The following is a 23,087-nucleotide window of genomic DNA, read 5'->3' on the forward strand; positions in this document are numbered from 1 at the left end:
TTTCCTTCTTCTAGCTTGTTTCTGTTTTTTCAGGCCCCTACCCCCACCCCCCCCGCGGTATGGGACTGCGGCAGACGTTGATTGTGATCCAATTTGCGGCTTCGGTAACCCTGATCATCGGAACGCTGACGGTTTACAAACAACTCCGCTACATGCAGCAGCAGGAGTTGGGTTTTAATAAGGAACAGACGCTGGTGGTGCAGGCACCCAGCGTCACCGACGCCAGTTTCCCGACGCGCTCGGAAACGTTCAAGCAGCAGTTGATCAGCCAGAATCTGGCCGAAAGTGCAACGGGCTCGGCCTACGTGCCGGGCATCGAAATTCTGTGGACCAACAGTTTCCGGCGCAAAGACCAGAACCGCGAGAATTTCAATACCATGTTCATCACGTCGATTGACAACGATTTTCTGGACAGTTACAAAATTGGCCTGGTCGCGGGTCGCAACTTCAACCGGAGTTTCGGCACCGATTCAATGGCGGTTTTGCTGAACGAAACGGCGGTGAGTACGTTCGGGTTTAAATCGCCGGATGACGCCCTCAACAAAGAAATCGTGTCGGGCGACAACCCCCTGCACATTGTCGGTGTCGTAAAGGATTTCCACCAGCAGGGGCTGAAGATGGCCAAAGATCCGATGGTTTTTCTGTCACTCTATCGTCGGGCGGATCGGCTACGCAATCTGAGCTACTATTCATTGAAAGTTCGGACAGGCGATTTACCCGCCACGATTGCGGCCGTCGAGCGGCAGTTTGAACAGTCGTTTCCCGGCAATCCGTTCGAATATTTCTTTCTGGACGATTTCTTTAACCAGCAATACCAGTCGGATCAGCAATTTGGTACGGTTTTCGGCCTGTTTGCCGGACTCGCCATTTTCATTGCGTCGCTCGGTTTGCTGGGCCTGATTTCCTTTACCGTGGCCCGACGGACGCGCGAAATCGGCATTCGGAAAGTGCTGGGCGCTGATACCTCGACCATCGTGATGCTGCTGACGAAAGATTTTATGAAACTCGTTTTGATTGCCATTGTGCTGGCCGCTCCGGTGGCGGGATACCTGATGAACGACTGGCTGGCCGGTTTTGCCTACCGCACGTCGATGGGTGCCGGAATTTTTGCGCTGGCTGGGGTGCTGGCCACGCTGATTGCCCTGATCACCATCAGTTTCCAAAGCATCAAAGCCGCGTTGATGAATCCGGTGAAGTCGCTGCGGAGTGAATAATTAAATTCATTAACAATGAACAATTAATAATGAAAAATAGCCACTGGTATTCGGTCAGTCCCGCTCGCTTCATTCATTGTTAATTGTTCATTCTTCATTGTCAAAACATGCAAGGTAACTACTTCAAAACCACCCTGCGCCACCTTTGGCGGAACCGTTTATTTACCACCCTGAACGTGCTGGGGCTGGCCATCGGCATCAGCAGTTGCTGGGCCATTTACCGGATCGTGAACTACGAGTTCAGCTTCGATACCCAACAGCCGAACCGGAACCGGATTTACCGGGTGGTCAGTCACTTTAAATCGGATGGGGACGAACGAAAAAATGCCGGGGTGCCGATGCCGATGGCCGACGCCATCCAGGAGCAGGTGCCGGGGCTGGAGAAGGTGGTGCCGGTTTGGGACCAGTGGAAAGAAAGCGCGGTGATTCCGGGCGGAAAAGTCGGTTCGAACCGGTTTGAGGAACCGGAGAAAATCATCGCCACCAGTCCACAGTATTTCGACATGGTGCCGCACCGGTGGCTGGCCGGGAACGTGGCTACAGCTTTCGATGGCCCCAATAAAGTGGTGCTGACGCAAAGCCGGGCGGAGAAATATTTTCCGGGTGTTCCGGCGGCCAACGTGCTGGGCCGGACAATCATGTACGACGATACCGTTGCCGTCCGGGTTTCGGGCGTTGTGGCCGACCTCGATTTTCCGAGCAGCTTCGACGCCCGGGAGTTTTTTCCGGTCAAGTACAGCCAGAATTCGAATCCGAATTGGGGCGGAGTCAGTTCTCAAACGAGGCTGTACGTCCAGCTTGTACCGAATGCGTCTCCTGAGAAGGTCTTGAAGCAAATCAATGCAATTTCGGCCAAAGCGGGTGCGGAAAGTATGGAAAAATATCATTTCCAGCACTGGCATCAATTTATTCCGCTGGCTGAGGTTCATTTTTCAACGGATTACAGCGAAAACCTGCGCAAAGCCAATCCGAACGTGCTGTATGGCTTAATCGGCATTGCGGTTTTTCTGCTGCTGCTGGCCTGCATCAATTACATCAACCTGACGACGGCGCAGATGCCGCAGCGGGCCAAAGAAGTCGGGATTCGCAAAACGCTGGGCAGTTCGCGCTGGCATCTGATCCGGCAGTTTCTGGGCGAAACGCTGGTTATCACGGTGTTGGCGGTGGGGCTGTCGTTTTTCCTGTCGCGCTGGGCAATGGCTACTTTTCAGGAACTGATTCCGGAAGGGCTGGACCAATATACGGACTATGGGAAAATGGCGGTTTTTCTGCTGGTGCTGCTGCTGGGCGTTACCGGTTTTTCGGGACTGTATCCCGGCTGGCTGGTGACCCGCGTGAAGGCCGTGAGCATGATGCGCGGGCAGGTGACGACGGAAGTGGGAAAAGGTGGTTTGACGCTGCGCAAAAGCCTGATTGTCTTTCAGTTTGTGGTGGCGCAATTGTTCATTGTCGGCACGATGCTGGTTGGTCAGCAACTGCATTATCTGCTTAATAAAGACCTTGGATTCAACCGGGAAGCGGTTTTGGTTTTCAACGTACCCTGGAAACTGCAGAGCAAACCGACGTACCAGAACCGGCAGTTTACGTTGCAGCAGGAACTGGCGAAGCAGCCCGGTGTTACGACCGTTGCCCTCGGCAATCCGCCCCTGAACACCTCGTTCAACAGCAATAGTTTTCAGTACAAGCCGAAAAAAGGCGCGATCATCGAAAAGACGATGTTTATGAAGTATGTCGATACGACGCTGCTTTCGCTGTATAAAATACCGCTGCTGGCGGGCCGCAATTTAGCCGCATCCGATACTGTCCGCGAATACATCATCAACGAAACCGCCCTGCACGAATTCGGGATGAGGTCGCCCCAGGAAGCGGTTGGGAAATACATCCAGCAACTGGACGGTCGCCCGATTCAGATTGTCGGCGTCGTGAAAGATTTTCACACCGGATCATTTTACCAGAAAATAGAACCGCTGTTGCTGATGACGGCGAAAAAGCGCCTGACGACGTTCAGTGTGAAACTGGCCGCAGCGAATCCGGATCAGTGGCAGGCCACGATCAAACAGATGGAGCAAACCTGGAAGCAGTTTTACCCGACCGAACCATTCACTTACAAATTCTTCGACAGCACGCTGGAGGAGATTTATACCCGCGAGCGGAACATGTCGCGGATCATCAACCTGGCGACGGCGGTGGCTGTAGTCATCAGTTGCCTCGGGCTGTTTGGTCTGTCGACCCTGATTGCGTTTCAGCGGGTTAAAGAAGTGGGCGTCCGCAAGGTGCTGGGTGCAACGATCGTTAGTATTGTGGGCTTACTGACGCGGGATTTCCTGAAACTCGTGGTAATCGCCATCCTGATTGCTTCGCCGATTGCCTATTATTTCACCGACAAGTGGCTGCAGGCATTTGCGTACAAAGTCGATATCGAATGGTGGGTGTTTGCCGTCGGAGCGGTAATGGCCATCGGAATTGCCTTCGTAACCGTCAGTTTCCAAAGCATCAAAGCCGCTTTGACCAACCCGGTAAAAAGTCTTCGGAGTGAATAACTGAATACCCAATCTCATATAACCATGGCAGCACATATCGCTATCCCAATTCCGACGATGCCCGGTAAGCAGGACATCGAAATTGAAGTCACGATCAACGGCCAGAAACAGGCTTTGCACTACCGGGTAGAGCTGTTTTACTGGGAAGATTGCAACATTCCGAGCATCGACCGCGTGGACTGCATCCGGCAGATGCTCGCGGGCTATGATCAGGACTGGACGCTCTACTACATCGGCTCGCCCACCGATCAATTCGTCCCGATCACGTTTGTAAAACGGGAAGATCTGATCAAACAGCGCAGGTTGCTGGTTGAGTCTTAAAGTTGTTTCGCGGAGATTAGCGGAGAAAAAGGGAGCTAAGCGGAGAGGAATAAAAACCTCTGCTTAACTCCCTTTTTCTCCGCTAATCTCCGCGAAACAGCCCAAAACAACACTTTTACATTTCGTTTACAATGTTTTACCGGCCTTAATTGCCCGGTTTTTGAACACCCGATACATTTGGCCTATCACGATTTAACGAAAGCCAATATGTCACGAAAATTGATTTTCCTCGCCTTCTTTTGCTGCACGGCTTTGCTGCCGGCGCTCTACAGTAACTCCGCCCGATTGGTGGAAAACCGGGTTTCCGATTCATACGAAAACCGGAAGTCAACAGATGATAAAAAGACGAAAGCGTTTTCCGATAATCCTTTACTTTTAGATGGCATTCCGCTGGATTATTCCTTTTTCTCACTCACTAGCCGAGGCAAGTTAGCCATTGTTGCGGGTGATCCCTATTCGGCCGATGCCGTTAAAGTGCCCTTTCGGGCGTATCTGCGACGGGACGGAAAACCGCTCAACAAAGTCAAAGAAGGAACGGCCTGCGAAACGGATGAAGTGGAACTCGCCAATGTGCTGGCCTTTGCCCAGGCTGGCGATGAACTGGTGATTGAGCCGACGCGAAAAGAAGATGCTGTAGCCAGGCGCGTCATCCGGCTGAAGCTTTTCTGGTTTCTCAAATTGCCGTTCCAAAAGGGTGACGGTTGTTAAGGTGATGCCTGGGCGGTTTTTCGCAGAAAACGGAAAAGTGGATGCAAAACCGTCCAGGCACGGCCACGGATTGCGCGGGTGCGTGCGATTCGGTTCTTTATTTTGAGTATTTTAGTGAAAAAATACGATTGCAGCGTTTAACAAATGTCGTTGGCCGGAACATTGTTGCTTGTCAATCGAAAACCGGAGGTCGTTAAACGATTGAAAATCGAACTTAAAAAACGGGCAGCGATCCGTTCGTGCAAGATGAATCTGAAGAGGAATGAAGGACGTTGTTCGCAAGGAATAAAACTGAATTAAGATGGGAAAAGTAACCCGGATCATCGCACTCAGTGTTGCACTGCTAACGGCCTTGCTGTTCGTGCAGTTTGTTCGTTCGACACCTACGTCGGCACAGACCGAAAAGAACCGGTTTGCGGAGAAAGTTAACCTCGCCCTTCGCCGGACAGCCCACCAGTTGCTGGCAGCCGCCGGAGATTCCACGTCGCAGATTCCGCCCGTTCAGCAAACCGATGCCACTACTTTTCTGATTCGGTTAGACCATCCGTTCGACTACGGTAAATTGCCCGGCTTGTTGCAGCAATCCCTTCAGATTCATTCTATTAACGAGACCTACGACGTTGCCGTTCTGAACTGTGCCAACGGTAAAATTCAATTGGGGTATTCGGTTTTAGATGTTCAGAAAAAGCAGAACGTTGCCTGCAGCGGTCGGGTACAAACCAATGGCTGTTACAATCTGCAAATCAGGTTTGCAACTCCTGAAGCCGCACCCCAAACCGCCATGAACTGGTGGATGCTGGCCATCGGAAGCGTGCTGACAGCGCTGGTTTTTACGGTTTTCCGCCGGTCGTCTTCGAAGGAAGGGAACGCTTCATCGGATGCTGCACCGGTAGAAAACCCCAAGCTCCATTTCGGGAACTCCAGTCTCGATATGGCCAATCTGAAGCTGTGGTCCAATGATCTGGAACACGACCTGACGTATCGGGAAGCGAAATTACTCCGTCTTTTTGCGGGTAGCCCCAACCAGTTGCTGGAGCGCGACTTTATCCTTAAATCGGTTTGGGAAGACGAAGGAATCATTGTGGGGCGCAGTGTGGACGTATTCGTGTCCCGGCTTCGCAAACTGCTTCAGGACGACCCGACAGTAAAAATTGCCGCCGTCCACGGCGTCGGCTATCGGCTGGAAATCCGACCTATTTGAATACGGTTTTCAGATCCAGTTCAATTCCCGTTACTGGATCGTTGAAAATGCTGTCTCGAAAATATTGGACCGAATCATTCGCTAAAAAAAGCTGAACGGTTTTCACCGACGGCATCACGATCCAGGCCGACTGCACCCCCGACGGAAAATACACTTTCCGAATTTTGCTCGCCAAAACTTCATAGGCCTGCCGGGGTGACAGAATTTCGATTGTTGTAATCGGTGGTGTGGTCATTTTAATGATATCGTCATCCTCCCAATTGAATGTCAGCTTGGGATAAATGCAGATATCGGGAATGGCTGTACCATAAATTAAGTCAAGGTCAAGCTCGGTCAGGACATCAAAAGTCGACTCATATTGGTCCAGAATCAAGTGACTTAAGCGACCTTCTAAAATAGAGTGATTGCGACTGGGCATGGGTTTCCCACGTAGAATTTCGGCTTCCGTTAATTCAATGACATCATCCATAACACAGAGCGGTTTTTACAAAAATACGAAAAACAAACCAGTAAATGCTCCAAAGTTACCTCAAAATCGCCTTCCGGACGCTGTGGCAAAACCGCCTGTATTCGGTCATTAACGTCGTCGGATTGTCCGTCGGAATCGCCTGTGTGTTGCTGGCCATTCTCTACATCAAAGACGAACAAAGCTTCGACCGGTTTCACGAGCGAAATCCGCACCTCTACCGAATAACCACCACCCTGACCGAAACCAAAGGCGGGCTGGCCGAGACAAACGGTGGCACGGGGCAGGTGCAGGGCCCAACGTTTAAAGCCCAGGTGCCGGAAGTCCAGGATTACGTTCGGGTGATGGGCGGTGACATTCAGAGCACGTTTGTTGCGAACCAGAAATCCTCCATTCTACAGCCTTTTTTTGTCGATTCTACTTTTTTCAACGTATTTTCTTTCAGGTTGTTAAGTGGTAATCCCGAAACCGCTTTGCGAGGTGCAGGGACGGTGGTGGTTACCGAACGAACCGCGCGAAAACTATTCAATAGCCTTGATGTGATCGGAAAAGTGTTGCTGGAAGACGGCCCGTCGGGCCGCCGATTGGGGGCTTCCATCATCACTGGCGTGGTACAGGACCCGCCCAAAAACTCGTCCCTGCAGTTCGATCTGCTGTTTCCGTTCCGGTTTATGCAGGCTTCGTTCGATGATACGAGCTGGCTGAATTCGTACCTGAGCACGTTTGTCGTTTTACACCCCAGGGCCGATGTAGAAAAGGTTGTTAGGAAATTCGGCAAAGTATACGCCATTCACGCCCGCGATCAGGTGGCCGAAAACCGGAAAAACTACGGTTTTGATCCCGCCATCCAGTACGGTTTACAGCCCATGACCGACATTCATCTACAGCCTCTGTACCACCGCGAAAACAACCGCGAGGGCGGGGTTACCAACGGCAGTAACCCGGTTTTTTCGTACATTTTCCTTGGCATTTCAGCTTTCATTCTGCTGATGGCGACCATTAATTTCATCAATATCAGCCTTGCCAATTCGCTGAAACGGACGAAAGAAATCGGCGTTCGGAAAGTGACCGGAAGCAGCCGGAAACTCATTATTGTACAATTTCTGGGCGAGTCGGCCATTCTGTGTTTCATCGCCTTCGGAATGGCGGTTTTGCTGGTGCAACTGGCGCTGCCGGTTTTTAATCAGCTGGCCACCAAAGCAATTGTATTCCGTCAAATCCTGGACGGTTGGTTGCTGCTTTATTTTATTGTTCTGTTGATTATCAATGTATTTTTGTCGGGATTTTATCCCGCTTTCGTCCTGGCTAAATTCAAGCCCACGGAAGTACTTTACAACAAACCACGCCTTTCGGGGCGCAACGGGTTTGGCCAAACGCTGGTAATGATTCAGTTCGCGCTATCGGTTTTTCTGGTCATTGCGACTACGGTTTTTTACTATCAGATGGATTATGTAAGGACCAAAGATTTGGGTTATGATCCGTATCAGGTGATCGCAACCTACATTCCCTCCAGCAAAAACCTGAAAGGCGATCAGGCGTTTCTGCGGTCCGAACTGGCCAACGAGCCATCGATCCGGCAGGTTTCGTTTTACAGCGACCTCGGCGGGTCGTATGAGACGCGCGTGGCTGGCCGAAAAATCGAGAGCCGCTACCAGTACATCGACGAAAATTACCTGTCGGTATTGGGTATCCATCTGAAAGCGAGACGCAATCTGTTGCCCAATCTTCATTCTGATAAATCGGATGCGGTTCTTGTCAATGAAGCTTTTGTCAAGGCCGCCGGTTTGGAGAAACCCATTGGAAAACAAATCCGTCTGCACGAGAATTTTAGTCAAAAACCGCTGACCATCGTTGGCGTAATGAAGGATTTTCATGCTCGTTCATTGCGGGAGCGGATTCCGCCAATGGCGTTGTTTATTCGCGAAGACGAGGCCAGTGGAATGCTCGTGAAAATTGACAAAAACCGGCAACAGGAAGCGATTACCAGCTTGAAAAAAGTATTCGGGAGAGCCTATTCCTCGATTGAGATGGACTATGCTTTTCTGGATGAGGTGAACGCCAAAGGCTACGAGCAGGAGCAGAAATGGCTGCGAATTGTGAGCTATGCCACCGGGCTGGCCCTGTTGATTTGCGTCATTGGCGTCTTTGGACTGGCGAAGCTGGCAACCGGGCAGCGCACCAAAGAAATCGGGGTTCGGAAAGTGCTGGGCGCAACGGTACTGGACATTGTTACCCTGCTGTCGAAAGATTTTCTGAAACCGGTTCTGGCGGCCATTGCCCTGGCCTCGCCCGCTGCGGCCTGGGTGATGGGCAGCTGGCTGCAAAATTTTGTCTACCGGGTGGAGATTCAGTGGTGGATGTTTGCCGGAGCCGGTTTGCTGGCCATCGGAGTCACCCTGCTGACGGTGTCGCTCCAATCCGCCAAAACCGCTCTGCTGAACCCTGTGGAGAGCTTGAGGAGGGAGTGAGTTATTACACAGGGCTAATCAGAGGAAATCAGGGTTAATCAGGGTTTTATTTTTCTCTGATAAACTCTGATTTCCCCTGATAAACCCTGTGTAACAACCCTTGTCCGCCAGCGAACGACCAAGCGTCCGCAAACGGACAAATGACTGGGGACGGTTGTGATAAATAGTTGATAGTCATTTAATTGGGATTTGTGGTATATCGTTTGAGCATAGAAAACCGTGCCTTTTCCGGACAGTGAACGACGAACTTTATGCTGAGAAACTATCTGAAAATTGCTTTTCGCAATTTACTGAAACACAAGACATTCGGCTTTATCAATATCGTTGGTGTGGCCATCGGGCTCGCCTGCTTCCTGCTGATCGCGCTGTACGTGCGTGATGAGATCAGCTTCGATCGGTACAATGCCAAAGCCGACCGGACCTACCGGGTTTTGCGCACTTTTCTCAATTCCAACGACGGCACCGTCGAACTGAAATTAGGTACGGTGGCGCCCCCCTTCGGGCCGCTGATCAAACAGGATTTTCCGCAGGCCGAAGAGGTGGTCCGAACCCTCGGCACCAATTCGCTGCTTAAATACGGTGAGCACACCTACAACGAAAACAAGGTGCTGTTTGCTGAAGAAAATATTTTTAAAGTGCTGGATTTCAAGGTGATCAGCGGTGATCCGGCCAAAGCGCTGGCCCGGCCTTTTTCCATCATGCTGTCGCGGCCGATGGCGGAGAAATATTTCGGGAAAGAATCGCCAATGGGAAAAAGCTTGAAGAGTAACAACCAGTTTGAATTGATGGTAACGGGCGTTTTTGAACCGTTGCCGGCCCAGTCGCACATTCATCCGGATTTTCTGGTATCGTTCACTACGCTGAACGACAACCGGGTTTACGGGGCCGAGGGACTGCGGACCAACTGGGGCAACAATTCGTTTCTGACGTATGTGTTGCTGGCGCCCGGCACCGATCCGGCCAAATTGGTCAAGGCGTTTCCGGCGTTTCAAAACCGCCGGATCGAACCCAAGGCATCGACCTATTCCGTGCTGAATCTACAAAAACTGACCGATGTCCACCTGCGTTCCGACACGGATGATGCGCTGGAAGCCGATGGTGATATTCGCTACGTGTACATGTTCTCGGCGATTGGCTTGTTCATTCTCCTGATTGCCTGCATCAATTACATGAACCTGGCAACCGCCCGCTCGGCGGGTCGGGCGAAGGAGGTCGGGATGCGGAAGGTTGTTGGCGCGCACCGGGGGCAACTCGTGAGCCAGTTTCTGAGCGAATCCATTCTGCTGGTGGTTTTTGCGTTGAGCCTGGCGTTGATTCTGGTGGTTTTGTGCCTGCCATTTCTGAACGATTTTACCCAGAAACAATTGACGCTGGTCCAACTGAAGCATCCGGTTTTTCTGGGTATCGTGGCCGGTATCACCCTGTTGACAGGGCTGGTGTCGGGGAGTTACCCGGCTTTTTTCCTGACTTCATTTCAGCCGATCAGTGTTTTAAAAGGAAAAATTGCGTCGGCCATGCGGACGGGGCGGTTCCGTCAGGCGCTGGTAGTCACCCAGTTTGCCATTGCGGTGGCGCTCATTATCAGCACGATTGTGGTCTATAACCAGATGGATTTCATCCGGAATTATAAACTGGGTTATCAAAAAGATCAGATTGTTTTGCTGCGGACGGTAGACGATTCGACGACCAATTCCGAAGCGCTGAAGCAGGAGTTAAAGAGCAACAGCGCCGTGCTGGAGGTCGGGCTGTCGTCGCGGATTCCGTCGGGACGGCTGCTGGATTCCTGGGATGCGTACGTGGCCAAGGGCGACAGTATGGCACCGAGCAAGGTGATTCTGAAGGCGTTATCGATCGACCATGACTTTATTCCGGCTTACTCGATGAAAATGGCGGCCGGGCGAAACTTCTCCCGCGCTTACACCACGGACGATACGGCCGCGTTTATTATCAACGAAACCGCGGCCCGCATGCTGGGCTGGAAAAATCCCGAGCAGGCTATCGGGAAACCATTTGGCTACGGCCAACGGCGCGGTCAGGTTGTCGGCGTCACCAAAGATTTTCATTTTGAATCCCTGCGTCAGGCCATTCCGCCCATCGCCATGTTTATGCTGCCCGAGCGAAATGGCTGGATTTCGATTCGCGTGGCGGGTGGAACCGGTTTGCAAACCGCCCTGACGCACATCGAATCCGTCTGGAAGCGCCGGTTTTCAAACCAGCCTTTTTCGTATGAGTTTCTGGATCAGCGGTTTGGACGACTTTATACCACCGAGCAAACGCAGCAGAAACTGTTCGGTATTTTCGCTGGTATTGCCATTCTGATTTCCTGCCTCGGCTTGTTCGGCCTATCGATGTTCATGGCCGAACAGCGCACCAAAGAAATCGGCATCCGCAAGGTGCTGGGCGCATCGACGCCCGGTCTGGTGGCGCTGCTCTCCAAGGACCTGCTGAAGCTGGTCCTGATTGCGCTTGTGCTGGCGTCGCCCGTAGCGTGGTGGGCCATGAGTCAATGGCTGGAAGGTTTCGTGTATCGAACCAGTATCAGCCCCTGGGTGTTTATTCTAACGGCGGTTATTGCCATCGCCATCGCCTTCGCCACGGTTTCGTTCCAGAGCATCAAAGCCGCGCTGATGAATCCGGTGAAGAGTTTGAAGACGGAGTAATCCCAGTTCAAGACGATTCAGACCATTCCTGTAAAATTGATTCCCTTTAGCCCAGCGAAACGGTATTTTGCGTAGCTTAATTCGTAAATTCTGCTTCGTATGCGCAAAATCTTACCTGGTTCGGTTACAAAGCCTTCCAAACCTAAAAAATCCTTCCTGCGGGAATGGTTCGATTCGATACTGTTTGCGGTGATTGCCGCGACCCTGATTCGGTTTCTGACCTTTGAAGCCTACGCCATTCCGACGCCGGCGATGGAAAATAGCCTGCTTGTGGGCGATTTTCTATTTGTGAGCAAACTGCATTACGGTTCCAGAACACCCCAGACGCCTTTGCAAATTCCGCTGACGCACCAGAAGATTTGGGGAACCGAAATTCCATCGTACAGCGACCTCATTCAACTGCCGTCGTTTCGGCTGCCCGGTTTTACGAGCGTGAAGAACGGCGATGTCGTCGTCTTCAATTTTCCACCGCCGAAAGCCGGAGAACCGGATTATCCGATGGATTTGCGGACCAACCTCATCAAACGCTGTATCGGCATTCCGGGCGATAAAATTGAAATCCGGCAGGAGCAGGTCTACGTCAACGGCAAGGCGTTTCCGACGCCGGTGCGGGCCGAAACCAACTACTTCGTCAGGACTACGGAAGTGCTGAACGAGCGGTTTTTCCGGAAATACAACATCATCAACGACTTCAAATCCGCCGAAGGACCGTTCATCAACTGGCAACCCATCGAGGAATACAACGAAGCCAAAAAGGCTTCGGAACTGGTTGGTTACAGTGTGACGACCACGCCGGACGTGATTGCTAAATTCAAGGAATTGGATTGGGTGAAAGGCATCGAACGGATGACAGAACCGGCCGGACAACCCGCGCAGGGCATTTACGGTGGCTCAGCCTACGCCTGGAACCGCGACAATTTCGGTCCGCTGATGGTGCCGAAAAAGGGCCAGACCGTACCGATCAATCCGCAAACCATTGCGGTTTACGGCACGCTGATCAGCCGCCACGAAGACAATAAAAAGGTCGAAATAACGCCAACGAGCGTCAAAATCGACGGAAAGCCGATTACGTCGTACACCTTCAAGCAGGATTATTACTTCATGATGGGCGACAACCGCCACAATTCCGACGACTCCCGCTACTGGGGTTTCGTGCCGGAAAACCACATTGTCGGCAAGGCGGTTTTTGTCTGGATGTCGCTCGACCCCGATCCGGCTACGGTTTGGGCCAAAATCCGCTGGAACCGGCTGTTTCGGGTGATTGAGTAAAGGCGCGTCGGTAGTCAGTTGATTCGGAGGTAAACGTGTTACCGCTGATTGGTTTTTAGCGACTAATGCAGTAAAAACACAGCTAAGTACGTGGCTGACTACCGATGATAACCCCTTTTTTCTACCGGGAACTGAGCCTGAATTCCGCGATCAGCCGGAAGCAGGCCGTTGAAGCCCTTGCTGAGGTGACCGACTCCAGTTCGTTCACCCTGCGGCTATTTGAGACCAGAACGGAATTATTTCAGGGAAAAATAAGCGAAACCGGGTTTGAGATTTCCCGGATTATCCGGTATCGGAATTCGTTTCTACCACTTGTCAAAGGCCGTTTTGAATCGAATGGGATGGGTGGTTTAGATATCCGGATCGTGATGACATTGCCCCTGTTCGTACAGTTTTTTACCTGGTGTCTGCTGTTGGTTGCCGGTGGTTTTTTGCTGTACGTTGCCTATCAGCGAATCGCTACCGGCCACGTGCCCCCGGATTTGGTAAAACCCACGTTCCTTACCGTGGGCATTTATGTAGCCTTCAAGCTGGGATTTGAGTACGAAGTCTACGAAGCGACCAGGCTGTTGAAAAATATCCTGAAGGCTGAGAAGACAGAAATAAAGTGATTGTGCTTTTTTCCGTCTCGTAGAGACGAAATGTTTGTAGAACAATAGGCTTAATTTTCAATCGCCTGCCGTAGGCAACCGTTGCCTACCTACGGCAGGCGGCTTGATGAATATGAAATTACGGCTACAAACTTCAGATGCCTAATGGCATCGCAATGGAGTTCAATGTAGTGGTCCATCATTCATATTAAATAAAAACCGGGTACGTAAACCTTCGTTATACGCACCCGGTTTTTGAGTTCGTATTTGTTGTTTCTGGTACTAAAATCAGCGCACGACTTCGCCTTTGATGGTCAACACTTTCGTGCCACCTTCGGCATTGGATTCGACGGTAACGGTTTTGTTGAACGAACCGATCGAAGCGGCATTAAACGTGGCTTTGATCTTGCCGGATTTGCCGGGCATAATGGCTTCCTTCGGGAAATCGACGCCCGTGCAGCCGCACGAACCCTTCGCGTTGCTGATCACCAGCGGAACTCCGCCTTTGTTGGAAAAAGAAAACTCAGCGACAACGGGTTTTCCCTGCTGGATTTTACCGAAATCGTGGTCGGTTTCTTCCCAGCTGAAAACCGCCAGCAGCGAATGAGCAATCAGGGCGCCGGCCGCGAGCAGCCACAGAAAAGAGGTAATCGTCAGGATTCGTTTCATGGTGTTTTGTGTGTTAACGGGATTGATAAAAAGAACTTCACAAAGGTAAATTTCGCTGCAACGCCAGGCTGTTAACGGCTCGTCAATGGTTGTTAATGAGTTGTTAAGAAATTGGTTTTTAAGGGAAGAGAGCCGATTTTTGAGGTACGGTTTTAGTTGGATCAAAATTGAACACCTGTGTCCCGGCGCGTCATCCGTAGTTTAGTTATCCTGTCGGTCATTTCGATTATCGGCATCGTTACCGTCCAGATTGTGTGGGTCCGCAAAGCGTACGCCCTGCGGGAGCGGCAATTCCGGCAAACGGCGTTTATTGCCCTGCAGGACGTGGCCGACCGCGTGGGTCAACTGAACCGGATTCCGCAAAGCTGCGATGCGGTTTCGCAACTGTCGCCCGATTATTTCATCGTCAACACCGATTCGCCCATTGAGCCGGTGGTATTGGAACATTACATCCAGACGTCACTGCGCGAACACAACCTGATCACCGATTTTGAATACGGTATTTACAACTGCGAAAGCGACCGCATGCTGCACGGCGCCTTTGTGGGCACCAACTCCGTCCGAAAACCGGTCCGCACCAGTCCGAATCTGCCGAAGCTGGCGGGCAATCCGTATTATTTTGGCATCCGGTTTCCGAGCCAAGCGGGGTTCATTGCCGGACACCTCGACGGCTGGATCTTGTCGTCGGCAGCGGTTTTGCTCGTGGTTCTGTTTTTTGGCTACACGCTGATTGTGGTGCTGCGGCAACGGCGACTGACGGAGGTGCAGCGGGATTTTATCAACAACATCACCCACGAACTGCAAACGCCGGTGGCTACTCTGCGCATTGCCGCCGGGGTGCTGGGTTCCGACGCCATTCTCGACCAGCCCGAGCGCCATCGGCAATACGTCAAGGTGCTGGACGAAGAAAGCCAGCGGCTGCAAAAACAGATCAGCAACGTGCTGCAACTGTCGCGCTCGGAGCAGATGCGGTTTTGCCTGAATTACACCGATGTCGATTTGCACCAGTTGCTGACCGAGGCTGCGACCAATTTTCAGCCGCATGTTTCGCTGGAACTCCGGGCGGAAAAACCGCTCATCCGCGCCGACCGCTATCACCTGGAAAACAGCATTAACAACCTGATCGACAATGCGATCAAATACACCCGAAACACGCCCCACATTCTGATTCAAACCCGCAACGAAGGCAACACGCTGATCTGGTCGGTGCAGGACAACGGCATTGGGATTGCGAAAGAACACCTCGACGTGGTTTTCAGCCAGTTTTACCGCGTGCCAACCGGCAACGTCCACAATGTCAAAGGATTCGGATTGGGGTTGTACTACGTCCGGAAGGTGATCAAAGCCCACCGATGGCGCATTCAGTTGCACAGTGAATTGGGCGTTGGCAGCATTTTTACCGTGAAGCTCCGAACCTGATTTGGCTGACATTCTAAAACCGCTATGAAAGGCTGCATTTTATACGTCGAGGATGATGTCAATCTGAGCTTTGTGACGAAGGATAACCTGGAACTGGCTCACTTTCAGGTTGTTCATTGTACCAACGGGACCGACGCCTGGCAGGTATTTGGCCAACATCCGTTCGATCTGTGCATTCTGGACGTCATGCTGCCCCAAACCGACGGTTTTGCGCTGGCCCGGCAAATCCGTCAGGTCGATCCCGACATTCCGATTCTGTTTCTGAGTGCATTAGCCGACAAGGAAAACCGCCTGCACGGACTGCGGCTCGGCGCGGATGATTACCTGACGAAACCGTTCAGCATCGAAGAATTGCTATTGAAAATGGCGGTTTTTCTGCGCCGGAGCAAAAGCCAGACCTTGGTTTCGGAACCGACCAGCCAGTGGATCGGATCCTATCAATTCAATTTTCAGAATCTTACGCTGCAAAAGGACGGTCATTTTCAGACACTCACCCACCGCGAAGCCGAAGTGCTGAACTACCTGATCGCGCGGCCGAACCTGCTGATCCGGCGCGACGAAATTCTGAAAACCATCTGGGGTTCCAACGACTATTTCATGGGCCGCAGCCTCGACGTCTTTATTTCCCGGCTCCGCAAAAGGCTGAGCCAGGATGCGTCGATCAAAATCGAAAATCTGCACGGAATCGGGTTCCGGTTGCTGCTGTAAGGTATACCTGGTTCACGGTTCGGGGCGGTCAAACGCGATCAGCGCCGGAAACCGTATCCGTCGAACAGCTTCAGACCATCCCTGAAAACCGGTCGATACGCCGAAAGCCCATTCCAGGTTTTTGGCTGGACGGGGCTGGATGTATGCCGCCATAACCGCGCTGGTCCTGCTGAGTCCCGGGCTTTACCTTTGGCTTCCAGTCTGCAGCACTTGTTACCAGTTCGCTGGCGGTTTTGCCATTCACCAACCTGAGCGACGATGAACGGAGTTCGGTCTGCGAAGGCATCATGGACGAGGTTCATAGGTCGGTCTCGCAGATCAAAAACCTGAAGGTGATTTCGTGCTTGTCGTCGGATCAATACAAAGACACCAAAAAAAGTATTAGGCAAATTGGCGACGAATTGCAGGTCGCCAACATCCTGAAAGACCGTGTTCTTAAAACCGGTAACCAGCTTTAGATGACGGTTTAACTCATTGGTAACCAGCACAATCGGCAGTATGGATCCGTACGTACCGCTCGGATCTCAGGGATATTTTTACCGTAACGGATCAGATCGTCCGGGATGTGGTTAACCCGTTGCAACTAATGCTCCAGACATGACTACGAAATTCACTGCCAATCGTTCCCGGCAGATTGAGTTCTGCGTAATTTTTGGTAAAGTTGTCGGAGAATGACTCACCTATATCCCACTGCTAACTGAAAACCACATGGAAACCGTTGTTGACTTGAGACTTGCGGTATTGATCGACGCCGATAATGTGCCGTACGCCAATGTGCGGGGCATGCTGGAAGAAATTGCCAAATACGGAACGCCAACGTTTAAACGGATTTATGCCGACTGGACCAAACCGACGGTTGCCGGTTGGAAAACCGTGTTGCTCGAAAATGCCATCACGCCCATTCAGCAATACAGTTACACGACCGGCAAAAATGCGACGGATTCGGCCATGATCATCGATGCGATGGACATTCTGTATACGGGCCGGGTTGACGGCTTTTGTATCGTTTCGAGCGACAGTGATTTTACGCGACTCGCCACCCGGCTGCGCGAAGCTGGGATGAAAGTATTCGGAATTGGCGAAAAGAAAACACCAACGCCTTTTATATCAGCCTGTAACAAATTTATTTACCTGGAAATTCTGAAGAAAAACGAGGAAATTCCAACACTCGTGCCAGCGGCTGTCAAAAACCGGTCGCGGAAAAAAACAGTGACCAAACCGGTTGAGGTTCCGGTAAAACCGACGAAAGAACCCGAAGCGATTGGCAAAGTCAATGCCGACGTGATCAAGATGATTACGGACAGCATCAACGATCTGGCGGACGAATTCGGCTGGGCGTTTCTGGGCGAACTCGGCAATTTATTGCCCAAAAAACAGGCCGATTTTGACCCCCGAAATTACGGTTTTAAAAAACTGGTTCCACTCCTGAAAAACATCGAACAATTAGAAATCGACGAGCGGGAAACCGGCAAAGGCAATTTCAAGCTGGTATACGTTCGGGTGAAATAAAACCGGGGCGCTTTCTGCGCCCCGGTTTTATCAATGTCCACCGCCGTATGCTGGCTTATTGATTTGCGGTTTTCCGTCGCGGTTTCGGTTCGGATGCGTCTCGCGGACGTTGGCCGAAGTCTGATCCTCATCGCCGTCCAGGTATTTATCTTCGATATCGGTCGGCGCAATGTCCTCAATTGCCTCGTCCGGTAGCTGGCTGCCGGGTCCGCTGGTTCCTCCTGCTGATTGGTTGCCCAAACCCGCCGGTCCGATTGCCTTTTTGGCTTCTATTTCCTCTTTGCTCTTCTCTGCCATGATGTTGCTCTTTTCAGTGGAAAAAGGATTCATTTATCCCTTAGATAACCAGCCAGAACGGCGACTGTTTGGCCCTTTCAATCGGTTTTAGTGATTGGTCTTCCTAAATCGCAGGCACAACTAGGTGCCAAGTGCCTCTATTGGGAATTGCGGGCGTGGACAGGGAATGTTTACTTATTGCTTCCTTGTTACTCAATTCAATTTCTTCACCACCCATTCGCCGACTTTCAGCCCCTGGGCGCGGCCGTTGTCGATGGCGTCCATGAAGTGAATGCCGCCGTAAAACCGGGAGATTCCGGCTTCGATGGCGGCTTCGCGGAAGGATCGGAAGCTGCGGGCCTTCAGCCCGTAACGCTCTTCGACCGTGTCGGTATACGCGAAGTTATCGCCGAAATAATGGGTCAGAATGACTTCCGAAACTGACGAAATCGTGGAGTGGCCGCTCAAATACTCCGGGAAGGGGGGCGTTTGCAGAAACGGCTTCCAAGACTGGTCGATGAGCTTGCGGATGGCGGTTTCGGGACGGACGCGGTCGCTGCGGTATTTTTCGTCCCAGCAACAGATAAAACCGTCGGTCAAACCAATCGCCACGGCGGTGTAAATTTTCATGGTTTCGGCGAAGCTTTTGCTGGCTTTTGCGCACGCAATACCGGTAATACCCAGCCAGTGCGCACCGGGCGAGATCTTTTTCAATCCCACCATCATGTGGCCGTTGTTCTCGAGAGCGAAGGGGTTACAGTCCCAGAAAGCCGCAATCTGGCGGTGATTGTCCGGCAGTTTGGTGCCGTCTTCCTTGTAATTCTGTTCGAGTAACTGATAAAAAGCCGACTTTTTGTCCGTGGAATAAGGTGTTGGCGGAGCAGGCTTGAACTGGGATGCGGAGTCGAGCGTAAACGGGCGGACGGTTTTGAAGTACGGTTCTACCGGCGCAAAATACCCCGGCGGAGTCGGGTACCAGGTGCCCGGTTTTCCGGAAGGCGTGTAGCGCGGGTAATTGCTGATTCGGTTGTATTTATCGGCTTTGGCGTACTTCAAAATCTGCTTGGAAATCTCCAGCGCATAATGGGTCGAATTTTCGATCACGTCGTCGGAGAAACCCACCGTCCGGCAGGAATCCAGGATCTGTTTTTCAAGCGTTTCCAGCCGTTTCCCCGACGGCTGAATTTTCTGAGCGGTTTTCAGCATCGCCAGCACCGCACTGAGGTGGGTGGAAAAACCGCTGGCGGCCTGTGGTTTTTCGATCTCGGGGTAGTCGTTCAGAACCCCGTGCATGCTCCGGCAGGATTTGTCGTTCTGGGACACCACTTCGTAACCGGCCAGACAGGCGTAGGTGAAAAATCGGGCGGCCAGGGGCGGGTTGGTCACGTCGTGAATCATGACCTCGGTCATTTCACTGATGACTTTGGTGATTTCCCGGTTGCCAAGATCCGGTGTTTTCTCCTGCCCGCAACTGGTTACAACGAACAGGAGTAGAAGAGAGAGAAAGATTTTTTTCATTTCATTGGAAAGAGTTGTTTCGCAGAGTTGAGCGGAGAGAAAGGAGTTAAGCGGAGTTACAATACTCTCTGCTTAACTCTATTTTTCTCCGCTCAACTCCGCGAAACAACTAACTCATTTATACCCATAAGCTTTGATTCCCTGCTGATTAATTCCGACCAGAACCGTGTTTCCGACGGGCAAAAGACTCCGGACCGCGCCTTTAAGCTGAAAACCGGATTGCGACTGCGGCACGTACGTGAACCGACCTTTGCCATTGCCTTTCAGCAAAACGCCGTAGTTCGCGTCGTATTTCCCAAACCGCAACCGTGCCCGGTCGATGTTGCCGCAGACGAGCAAATCCTTGTGGCCGTCGTGGTCATAATCAAAGGACGTCAGGGCAAAAACCGGTGAAACCTGCACTTCAATGGGCAAGGCTTTTTCCTGCCATTTCCCTTGTGGAGTGCTTTCAAAATAGCTGGTTTTAAGCTCATTGGCTTCCAGTCGATTCACATCTTTCAGCTCATCTTCGGTGAAAACAGTCTTCATCGTGGCGTCGGCATAGCTGCTGTAATCCGGAAAGCGCGGGCGCATGATGCTCATTTGATCCAGCAGTTCGTCGCGGGTAACATACGGGTAGCTCTTGCCCTGAATGTAAAAACACATGATCGGGTCAACCGAGCCGTTGTCGTCAAAATCCTTGTAAAACAGTTCGGCAGGCTCCTTGTCGCTGGCCTTGCACTGGGTATTAAGTCCCTGATTGCCAATCACAAGGTCCGGTTTGCCGTCGCCATTCAGGTCATCCACCAGCAGTTTATTCCACCAACCTCGGTATTCCTTCTCGAAATAAGTTTTGGTCTGATCGGTCCATTTGCCGTCGCTGGTCCCGAAAACCGTTACCGGCATCCAGTCACCGACAACCACCAGCTCCGGTTTTTTATCACCGTTGAGGTCGGTCCAGGCCGCATCGGTCACCATGCCGAGCCGTTGAAGCTGCGGGGCCAGATTGGCCGTCTGATCCGTAAAATGGCCTTTCCCGTCGTTAATCAGCAGAAAACTCGGCGGTGTTTCGGGATACCGACCCGGAATCACCCGCCCGCCAACGAACAGATCCGGTTTGCCGTCGCCATTGATGTCGGCCACGCGAACGCAGCTTTTACTGGTCCGCATCGCCGGTAAGGTTCCGGCGGTTTTCGAAAAGTGGCCTTTGCCATCGTTCAGGTAAAGCCGGTCCTGAAGTCGGACATCGTCGGGCAGAAAATCGGCGTAGCCACCACTGCAAACGTACAAATCCTTCAACCCGTCGCCGTTGGCGTCGAAGAAAACCGCATCCGCATCTTCACTGGCTTTGTCGGCTTCCAGGGCCGGTTGGGCGGTTGGTAAAAATTGACCGTTGGCCTGTTGCAGAAAAACCGCTCCGGCCTGCCCACTTCCGCCCCCCACAAACACATCCTCCCGACCGTCGCCATTCACATCCGCTTTTACCAGACAAGGCCCGGAAAACGACAACGGATTGACCAGCAGCGGCTGGCGTTTGAAATCGTTGAGATTGTTTCGCGAAGATTGGTAAGCAACCGGTGATTTGATTTCGGAAAACACGGGAGGGGCAGCGGGCGTGGGGCGCGGGGTACCTTTGGCGGTTTTTTCTTTCAACACCAGCAGTTGATCGGCTTTGGGATTCGTCAGCAATTGCTGTTTGCCGGTGGGCCAAACCACCCGCAGCGAGTCGATCGTCGATTCTTTTCCCAGACCAAAGTGCAGGATAGTCGACACACTCGACTGGTAACCCCGGGCGGGCATCTGTTCCAGAAACTGTTGTTTGCCGTTTTGGTACAGCGTTACTTTAGCACCCAATCCAAAACCGTTGGCGCCGAGTCCCTCCAGTTTGACGCGCAAATAGTGGTTTTGTAAGCGGGAACTGGCTTCGTTTCGGTAGATAAAAGCCGGTTTGTTGAGGTTATTGATCACCAGATCGAGGTCGCCATCGTTGTCTAAATCGGCATAAACCGCCCCGTTGCTGTTAGAAGGCTGGTTCATGCCCCAGGATTTGCTCACGTCCGAAAACGTCAGATCGCCATTGTTTTTAAAGGCGTAATTGCTCACATCGGAGGCCGGTATTTTATAAACCAGTTCCAGAATGTTCTGCCGCTTGATATTATTCTGGTTGTTCTGGAGGTAATCGTTTTTGTACTTCATGAAATCCAGGTTGGTAAAATCCCGGACAAAACCGTTGGTGACATACAGATCTTTCCAGCCATCGTTGTCGAAATCCGCCAGCAAAGGCGCCCAACTCCAGTCGGTATTGGAAATTCCCGCCATCTGACCAATTTCGGAAAAGAGGGGCGTTTGGGCAGAGGGTGTTGGGTTACCGGTATTTAAAGCCCCCTGCCCTTTGCCCCCTGCCCTCTGCCCAAAGCCTTCGTTAATGTGCAGCATGTTCCGCATGTGCTGGTGGTAAAAACCGGAGCTCACGGAAAGATCATATTTCTCGTAGTTGTCGGGCGACATGAGCAGCTTCTGCCGCCGGTTGTCTTCGGGCAACATGTCGAGCGTCATGATGTCGGGCCGGGAATCATTATTTACATCGGCAACATCGTTTCCCATGGAGAAGTGGGAAACGTGGCCCATGCTGGTTTGTAGCTGATCCGTAAACGTCCCGTTGCGGTTATTCAGGTAAAGAAAATCGGGAACGTTATAGTCATTGGAAATATACAAATCAGGCCAGCCGTCGCCATTCAGGTCGGAAACACCCAAGCCCAGTCCGTAGCTCAATACGGAACTGCTTAAACCCGCTTTTTTGGTAACATCTTCGAACCGGTTTCCAACATTTCGTAACAATCGAACGCCGATTTCTGGGTTGTCCTGTTTCATTAGATTGGCCGTGGCATCCGGGTCGAGGATGGGCAGCAGTTGCGGGTTGTGGTTGAGCAGGAACAGGTCCAGATCGCCGTCGCGGTCGTAATCGAAAAAGGTACCCTGCGTGGTCTGACCCGGTTTATCGAGTCCCCATTTGGCGGTTTGCTCGGAAAAGTGCGGCACGCCCTGCGCATCGGGGCCGTCGTTGATGAATAATTGGGGAACCCGCTTCTGGGGCGGCAAACTTCCGGAGTACGAAACGAAGAGATCTAGTCGGCCGTCGCCGTTGACATCGGCCATCGAAACCCCCGTCCGCCAGGGGCCTTCGCGCCCGGCCACACCCGCCGTTGCGGTAATATCCTGGAACTTTAAATTTCCCTTGTTCAGGTACAACTGGTTGGGCACCATGTTGCCGCTGAAGTAAATATCTTCCAGTCCATCGTTGTTCAGATCGCCCACAGCCACTCCGCCACCGTTGTAGAAATATTCATACATCAACACATTGGTATTCAGCCCTTCGGTCAGGTTATTGGCGAAACTGACTCCGGTTTGTTCGGGCGCCAGGGAGGTGAAAAGAGGGGGCGTATTGTCCGGAGCGGTTTTCTCACTTGAAGCAGAGGACGGTTTTTCCTGACAACTGCCTAGAAACCAGCAGGTCGCAGCGAGTAAGCAACTAAACTGAATACGTGAAAGGAACTTCATAAAAGAAACAGAAG

At 51.9% G+C, this 23,087-nt stretch carries 19 protein-coding genes; 13 read left to right on the top strand and 6 right to left on the bottom strand.

All coding sequences use genetic code 11. The features are described 5' to 3' along the window. Positions 1-59 precede the first annotated feature (59 nt). The 5 genes from GJJ30_RS23145 to GJJ30_RS23165 all read left to right on the top strand — a co-directional run bounded on the left by GJJ30_RS23145 (position 60) and on the right by GJJ30_RS23165 (position 5,984). Positions 60-1,214, top strand: a complete 1,155-nt coding sequence (locus GJJ30_RS23145) for an ABC transporter permease (protein ID WP_154177573.1) — start codon at positions 60-62, stop codon at positions 1,212-1,214. 107 nt (positions 1,215-1,321) lie between these two features. After that, on the top strand, positions 1,322-3,754 hold the full coding sequence (locus tag GJJ30_RS23150; protein WP_154177574.1) for an ABC transporter permease: 2,433 nt from the start codon (positions 1,322-1,324) through the stop codon (positions 3,752-3,754). A gap of 24 nt (positions 3,755-3,778) precedes the next feature. Continuing rightward, complete coding sequence (locus tag GJJ30_RS23155; protein WP_154177575.1) at positions 3,779-4,075, top strand: hypothetical protein; 297 nt, start codon at positions 3,779-3,781, stop codon at positions 4,073-4,075. A 207-nt stretch (positions 4,076-4,282) separates the two neighbouring features. After that, positions 4,283-4,783 carry a hypothetical protein gene (locus GJJ30_RS23160; protein WP_154177576.1) on the top strand — a complete coding sequence of 167 codons (501 nt, stop codon included), beginning with the start codon at positions 4,283-4,285 and terminating at the stop codon, positions 4,781-4,783. A 301-nt stretch (positions 4,784-5,084) separates the two neighbouring features. After that, a complete protein-coding gene (locus GJJ30_RS23165; protein ID WP_154177577.1) occupies positions 5,085-5,984 on the top strand; it encodes a winged helix-turn-helix domain-containing protein in 900 nt (299 codons plus the stop codon). Here the strand turns inward: GJJ30_RS23165 and GJJ30_RS23170 are convergent. After that, positions 5,977-6,453, bottom strand: coding sequence for a Uma2 family endonuclease (locus GJJ30_RS23170; RefSeq protein ID WP_154177578.1), 477 nt, complete (start codon positions 6,451-6,453; stop codon positions 5,977-5,979). The two genes, GJJ30_RS23165 and GJJ30_RS23170, sit on opposite strands and share 8 nt — an antisense overlap. Before the next feature lie 44 nt (positions 6,454-6,497). Between GJJ30_RS23170 and GJJ30_RS23175 the strand changes: the two genes are divergently transcribed. The 4 genes from GJJ30_RS23175 (at position 6,498) to GJJ30_RS23190 (ending at position 13,458) form a co-directional block, all read left to right on the top strand. Continuing rightward, positions 6,498-8,918 (top strand): ABC transporter permease, encoded by a 2,421-nt coding sequence (locus GJJ30_RS23175; protein WP_154177579.1) that lies wholly within the window; start codon positions 6,498-6,500, stop codon positions 8,916-8,918. Positions 8,919-9,169: 251 nt separating this feature from the next. Then, positions 9,170-11,578 carry an ABC transporter permease gene (locus GJJ30_RS23180; RefSeq protein WP_154177580.1) on the top strand — a complete coding sequence of 803 codons (2,409 nt, stop codon included), beginning with the start codon at positions 9,170-9,172 and terminating at the stop codon, positions 11,576-11,578. 99 nt (positions 11,579-11,677) lie between these two features. Next, entirely contained in the window at positions 11,678-12,847 is a 1,170-nt protein-coding gene (gene lepB / locus GJJ30_RS23185) for a signal peptidase I (protein ID WP_154177581.1), read from the top strand. 104 nt (positions 12,848-12,951) lie between these two features. Further along, positions 12,952-13,458, top strand: coding sequence for a hypothetical protein (locus GJJ30_RS23190; protein ID WP_154177582.1), 507 nt, complete (start codon positions 12,952-12,954; stop codon positions 13,456-13,458). Between the two features lie 267 nt (positions 13,459-13,725). Here the strand turns inward: GJJ30_RS23190 and GJJ30_RS23195 are convergent, their stop codons facing one another. After that, positions 13,726-14,106, bottom strand: coding sequence for a DUF1573 domain-containing protein (locus GJJ30_RS23195; protein ID WP_154177583.1), 381 nt, complete (start codon positions 14,104-14,106; stop codon positions 13,726-13,728). A 177-nt stretch (positions 14,107-14,283) separates the two neighbouring features. Here GJJ30_RS23195 and GJJ30_RS23200 point away from each other — a divergent pair, with 177 nt between their 5' ends. Together GJJ30_RS23200 and GJJ30_RS23205 are read left to right on the top strand one after the other, a co-directional pair. Next, positions 14,284-15,525, top strand: coding sequence for a sensor histidine kinase (locus tag GJJ30_RS23200; protein WP_310588369.1), 1,242 nt, complete (start codon positions 14,284-14,286; stop codon positions 15,523-15,525). Between the two features lie 24 nt (positions 15,526-15,549). Next, positions 15,550-16,233, top strand: coding sequence for a response regulator transcription factor (locus tag GJJ30_RS23205; RefSeq protein ID WP_154177584.1), 684 nt, complete (start codon positions 15,550-15,552; stop codon positions 16,231-16,233). A 12-nt stretch (positions 16,234-16,245) separates the two neighbouring features. On the opposite strand, the gene GJJ30_RS23210 is transcribed toward GJJ30_RS23205, so the two are convergent. Continuing rightward, positions 16,246-16,386 carry a hypothetical protein gene (locus GJJ30_RS23210; RefSeq protein WP_154177585.1) on the bottom strand — a complete coding sequence of 47 codons (141 nt, stop codon included), beginning with the start codon at positions 16,384-16,386 and terminating at the stop codon, positions 16,246-16,248. A gap of 80 nt (positions 16,387-16,466) precedes the next feature. Here GJJ30_RS23210 and GJJ30_RS23215 point away from each other — a divergent pair, with 80 nt between their 5' ends. Continuing rightward, entirely contained in the window at positions 16,467-16,691 is a 225-nt protein-coding gene (locus tag GJJ30_RS23215; RefSeq protein ID WP_154177586.1) for a hypothetical protein, read from the top strand. 250 nt (positions 16,692-16,941) lie between these two features. Next, on the top strand, positions 16,942-17,742 hold the full coding sequence (locus tag GJJ30_RS23220) for an NYN domain-containing protein (protein WP_154177587.1): 801 nt from the start codon (positions 16,942-16,944) through the stop codon (positions 17,740-17,742). Positions 17,743-17,772: 30 nt separating this feature from the next. Here the strand turns inward: GJJ30_RS23220 and GJJ30_RS23225 are convergent, their stop codons facing one another. The 3 genes from GJJ30_RS23225 to GJJ30_RS23235 all read right to left on the bottom strand — a co-directional run bounded on the left by GJJ30_RS23225 (position 17,773) and on the right by GJJ30_RS23235 (position 23,073). Then, complete coding sequence (locus GJJ30_RS23225; protein WP_154177588.1) at positions 17,773-18,039, bottom strand: hypothetical protein; 267 nt, start codon at positions 18,037-18,039, stop codon at positions 17,773-17,775. Positions 18,040-18,231: 192 nt separating this feature from the next. Next, a complete protein-coding gene (locus GJJ30_RS23230) occupies positions 18,232-19,536 on the bottom strand; it encodes a vanadium-dependent haloperoxidase (protein WP_154177589.1) in 1,305 nt (434 codons plus the stop codon). Between the two features lie 114 nt (positions 19,537-19,650). Next, positions 19,651-23,073, bottom strand: coding sequence for a VCBS repeat-containing protein (locus GJJ30_RS23235; RefSeq protein ID WP_154177590.1), 3,423 nt, complete (start codon positions 23,071-23,073; stop codon positions 19,651-19,653). Positions 23,074-23,087: the final 14 nt, after the last annotated feature.

It is taken from the genome of Larkinella terrae (assembly GCF_009668025.1).
Taxonomy (GTDB): Bacteria; Bacteroidota; Bacteroidia; order Cytophagales; family Spirosomataceae; genus Larkinella; species Larkinella terrae.